The 4,194-nt window shown below is 69.2% G+C and carries 6 protein-coding genes; all 6 read left to right on the top strand.

Annotated elements, in window-relative coordinates:
• Positions 1–561: SDR family NAD(P)-dependent oxidoreductase (locus tag AC27VN_RS34470; protein WP_490879498.1), on the top strand; the 561-nt coding region annotated here is incomplete at its 5' end.
• Positions 562–642: 81 nt separating this feature from the next.
• Positions 643–1,146: a gamma-glutamylcyclotransferase family protein gene (locus AC27VN_RS34465; RefSeq protein WP_490879497.1), complete on the top strand. Its 504-nt coding sequence runs from the start codon at positions 643–645 to the stop codon at positions 1,144–1,146.
• Positions 1,147–1,402: 256 nt separating this feature from the next.
• The gene (locus AC27VN_RS34460) at positions 1,403–2,029 is read left to right on the top strand and encodes a hypothetical protein (RefSeq protein ID WP_490879496.1); all 627 of its coding nucleotides are present in this window, start codon (positions 1,403–1,405) and stop codon (positions 2,027–2,029) included.
• A gap of 32 nt (positions 2,030–2,061) precedes the next feature.
• Positions 2,062–3,213: a helix-turn-helix transcriptional regulator gene (locus tag AC27VN_RS34455; protein WP_490879495.1), complete on the top strand. Its 1,152-nt coding sequence runs from the start codon at positions 2,062–2,064 to the stop codon at positions 3,211–3,213.
• Between the two features lie 149 nt (positions 3,214–3,362).
• On the top strand, positions 3,363–3,884 hold the full coding sequence (locus AC27VN_RS34450) for an RNA polymerase sigma factor (protein ID WP_490879494.1): 522 nt from the start codon (positions 3,363–3,365) through the stop codon (positions 3,882–3,884).
• A gap of 70 nt (positions 3,885–3,954) precedes the next feature.
• A partial coding sequence (locus AC27VN_RS34445) for a FecR/PupR family sigma factor regulator (protein ID WP_490879493.1) occupies positions 3,955–4,194 on the top strand: 240 nt, incomplete at its 3' end.

Genomic DNA, 4,194 nt, shown 5'->3' with positions numbered 1-4,194 from the left:
CGTCTGGTCGACGAAGCCACCCGTGCCTTCGGCGGCGTCGACATCCTGGTCAACAACGCCGGCATCTTCCGTCCCAAGCCCTTCCTCGAGGTCGAGGCCGCCGAATACGACGCCTTCCTCGACACCATCCTCAAGGGCAAGTTCTTCATGGCGCAGGCCGCGGCACGCGCGATGCGCGAACGCGGTGGGGGCGCCATCGTGCAGACCGGTTCGCTGTGGGCGATCCAGGCCATCGGCGCCACGCCGTCGGCCGCCTACTCTGCGGCCAATGCGGGCGTGCATGCGCTGACGCGCAACCTCGCGATCGAACTGGCGCCGCTGAAGATCCGCATCAACACGGTGGCACCGGCCGTCGTCGAGACCCCCGTCTACAACAGCTTCATGAGCGAGGCGCAAGTGCGCGAGACGCTGCCGGGCTTCAATGCCTTCCATCCACTGGGCCGCAATGGTCAGCCGGCCGACGTGGCGCAGGCGATCCTGTTCCTGGCCTCGGATCAGGCCGCCTGGATCACGGGCACGGTGCTGCCGGTGGATGGGGGCGTGACCGCGGGCCGGGTCTGATCCGAAGCTCCGACGACATTCCCGCAGCTACCATGCGGAAGCTGAAGGAGGCCATCGATGCCAAGGACCAGGGATAAGGAGATGGAGCAGTTCGAGAAGGATCTGCTCCAGTCGATCGCGGAGATGAAGCGCGGCGAGTTTGCATCTCGCATGCCACACCTCGTCTTCGTCTTCGGCACTCTGAAAGAGGGCTTCCCCAACTTCGCCACCAACCGCGGCCGCCGCATCCCCGGCGACTTCGTCACGCGGGAGCGCTATCCGCTGTACCTGATGGGCGAGCGCTTCTCGCCCTGGCTGGTCTTCCTGCCCGAGGAAGGGGAGCGCGTCGTCGGCCAATTGTTCGAGGTCGACGATGCGGCATTGGCGGCCATGGACCTGCTCGAGCGGGTCAGCGAGGCGGATGGCTATCGGCGTGTGCCGATCGGCGTCGAAGGCGTCGGCAAGGCATCCGGCCAGCCAAGGATCGTCCACGCCTATGTCAAGCCGCCCGAGCAATTCGATGGAGCGCAGGCGAGGCTGGGCCCGCTGACCGAATACACGATGGCGCATGCCGGGCTCTATCGCTCGCGCTCGGCCACTCCCTGAGCCACGCCGGCTTTCGGCGATAGCAGCGCCACGGAACGCCACCGTATCCCGTAGCGCCGCTCCCAGGCCCGCCGGCCCCCGCCTCTCATTCATTTGCATGATGTGAGTGCCTTCGTATTCAAGAACACTGGCTTCCAGGGCGCTCGGAGGGGCGAGCCCGGATACCAGGATCTACAACGAGGAGCTTCCCACCATGGCGCGTGCATTCCAGCGTTCCTGCATCGGCGTTGCGGCGTGCGGGCCCCGGTCGCCTGCAATGGCCGTCGCCGCCGCGTTGCTCGTGGCGGTCGGCCCAGGCGCCGCCCATGCCGCCGATGCGCTCGTATGCGCGCACGACGCCACGGTGACCGAGCGCTTCATCCCCGTCGAGCTGCTCACCGGCCTGCCGTTGCCCGCGCCCGAATCGCAGGCGCTGACTTTCGGCGAGGTCGATCGCACCTATCCCTTCGTCGACGTGCTGCCCGACGGCAACGTGGGGTCCGGCGAGGTCGCGCTCAAGGGGCCGATGAAGTGGTCGGGCTACCGGGGCATCGAGTTCGAGGTCTACGAGCGCAAGGTGCCGCGGGCGCATGAGCGCTTCGCGCTGACCGAGGACAAGAGCGCCATCGGCCGCGTCTACGACCAGCGCTTCGGCAATGCCTACAACGAGGGGAAGTTTCCCGTCGGCAAGTGGCAGCAGGGCCAGAAGAAGAACTACGACACGCTCTACAACACGCGCAGCGCCGTGTCGTCGCTCGAGATCGAGAAGCTCTCGTGCACCTACGACGGTATCGCCGGCGCGTTGCAATACCGCTGGCGCACGAACAACGGCCTCGACTACGGGTACATCTACGCGCCCGGCAAGGGCGTGGTCCAGGTCTTCACCTACAAGGGCGGGCGTTGAACGGTTCGCCGAGAACACGTTCGCGACAAGCCATGAGCTGGGACTCCGGCCTGAACCCCGCCATCGCAGCCGCCTGCGCGGCGGCCACCGATGCCTCGCGCTGGGAGACCATGCTCGAGGCGCTGTGCGAACGCTTCGGCGCCACCGCCGCGGCCATCCACACGCCGCGCGGCGCGCCGGCCGGCAAGCCGCTGTTCGTCGACATCGGGCTGCCCAAGCACACGGTGCCCGACTACATCGACTACTGGTCGCAGAGGGACCCGTGGTTCGCGGGCGCCGCGACCAAGGAGATCTGCGTGCGCACCGGCGAATGCGGCATCGGCCGCGAACTCTGCGAATGGAGCGAGCTGGAGCGCATGGACTACTACCACGAGTTCGCGGCACCGACCGGCGTGCATGGGTTGCTGGCGATGATCGTCGACGACGGCAGCTGGCCCGCGCAGGCGCCGCTCACGGCCACCGGTCTCTATCGCCGGCCCGGGCTCGAGGAGTTCAGCTACCAGGACAAGCGCGCCTTCGAGGCGGTGCACAAGCCGCTGCAGCTCGCGCTGCACGCGCACTGGTCGCTGGTGCGCTCCACGCCGGTCGAGAAGGCCACCGCCGACGCCTTCGACGTGGTGCCCAAGCCGCTCGTGGTGCTGGCCGCCACGGGCGCGATCCTGCATGCCAACGTCGCGGCCGCGGCCCTGCTGTCGCGCAGCGACTGGATCGGCATCCGCAACGGCAAGCTGGCGCGCCTGGGCCAGCTGGGCCCGGAAGCGGTGGAGGCCTCGCTGCGCGAGGTGGCGCGCGGCCTGATCCAGACCCACGTGCTGTGGACGCTCGAAACCGCGCGGCCGAGCGCGCCGGCCATCGCGCGGCTGGTGCCGCTGGACGAGGGCAACGCCTGCCGGCTCGCCTGGCCGCATGCGGTGGCGCTGCTGATGGTCGAGGAGCCACCCGAGCGCGAGGCCAGCGATCGCCGGCTCGAGGCCCTCGCGCAGCAGTACCGGCTCACGCCCTCGGAGCTCCAGTTGGTCGTGCAGCTCTCGGAAGGCGCGCGGCCGGCCCAGGTCGCCGAGCGCTGCGGCATCTCGATCAACACCGTGCGCACCCATCTGCGCAACATCTTCGACAAGACGGGCGTGCGGCGGCAGAGCGAGTTGATCCGGTTGCTGGGGCCGTTGGCGTTGTCGGGACGTTGAAGCGGGGGGCGATGCCGCGAGCCGCCCACGCCCATCCGCTCGCCTTCCTATAATCGCGACCCTCCCGCCCGGCCCGCGCCAGATCCAGCCGCCGCCACATCGCCAGCACCCGGACGGATTCAACAGAGCCGGTGTGGCTGGAGTGCATCGTGGCGGCACGTTATTACCTGGAGCTTTTCAATTTCTGCAACCGGTACCTGCGCGACCGCGCGCTGGCGCAGGACATCGTGCAGGAGGTCTACGCACGCTTCACGGCCTTCGAGCGCCATGGCGCGCAGCCGGTGGTCGAGGTGCGCGGGCTGCTCTACCAGATCGCGCGCAACCTGCTGGTCGACCACCATCGCCAGCAGATCGTGCGCGCGCACGACAGCGACGACGTGCTGCTCGAGATGCCGGCGCCCGATGCCGACAACCCCGAGGTGGCCTATGCGGCGACGCAGCGCATGCGGCTGCTGGTCGCGGCGATCGAGAACCTGCCGCCGCGCTGCCGCGAGGCCTTCGTGCTGCACCGCATCGAGGGCCTGCCGCAGGCCGAGGTGGCGCAGCGCATGGGCATCTCGCGCAACATGGTCGAGCGGCACGTGATGATCGCGGTCGCGGCCTGCCGCAAGCGGCTGCGCGACACCGCCGAGGCGCCCCAACCCGCGCCGGCGCGGCCCGAGAAAATTTGAGGCGCCGCCTCAGGATCGGCGCTGCCGATCCGTCATCATCCAGGCCGAGACACCGAATTTCCGCACCCCGATGAACGACCGCACGCGCCCCACCGCCTCCGGCATGCCGGCGCGCGATGGCGCGCGCATGCCGGACAGGCCGGACACCGCGGGCGAGGAACTGCTCGAGGAGCTGTCGCCCGCGGAGTTCGAGGCGCTGCGCTGGTCGGTGCGCCTCGGCGACGGACTCGATGCCGCGGAGCGCGCCGAGTTCGAGGCCTGGTGCCGGGCCGATCCCGCGCACCAGGCGGCCTACGACGAGATGACCGGC

This window comes from Variovorax sp. 20P10.2.4 (genome assembly GCF_058244205.1).
The sequence above is the reverse complement of the archived record's forward strand: the minus strand, read 5'-3'. Positions and strand labels throughout refer to the sequence as shown.